Origin of the sequence: Bacillus sp. SIMBA_008 (assembly GCF_046535495.1) — a bacterium.
Taxonomy (GTDB): domain Bacteria; phylum Bacillota; class Bacilli; order Bacillales; family Bacillaceae; genus Bacillus; species Bacillus subtilis.
This window is the reverse complement of record NZ_JAWRWL010000153.1, coordinates 1-343: the sequence shown is the minus strand read 5'-3', so window position 1 is coordinate 343 and position 343 is coordinate 1. Positions and strand designations below refer to the sequence as shown.

The following is a 343-nucleotide window of genomic DNA, read 5'->3' as shown; positions in this document are numbered from 1 at the left end:
GATGTACAGTTTGCTAGTTCATCAGGCGAAGAAGCCAAGTTCTATCTTGTATCAGCCACCGCTCACAAAGCGTACCCTACGCAAAAAGCTGCCATCGCTGAATTAACACCGAATCACTTAGGGGAAGCGTCTGCTTCAAACGTACGAAACTTGTATCAAGTCATCCACGCAAACGGTATTCAAAGCTGTCAGCTCATGATGGGAATCACTCAACTGGAAACCAATAACACGTGGAATACGATGCCCGCTCATATTCATGATCGGCGTATGGAAGTGTACTTATATCTTGATATCGAAGAAGATGCTCGTGTCTTTCATTTTATGGGGGAGCCATCTGAAACAA

At 44.6% G+C, this 343-nt stretch carries 1 protein-coding gene; it reads left to right on the top strand.

The features are described 5' to 3' along the window. Nucleotides 1–343: 5-deoxy-glucuronate isomerase (locus tag SB658_RS22590; RefSeq protein WP_410602455.1), on the top strand; the 343-nt coding region annotated here is incomplete at both ends.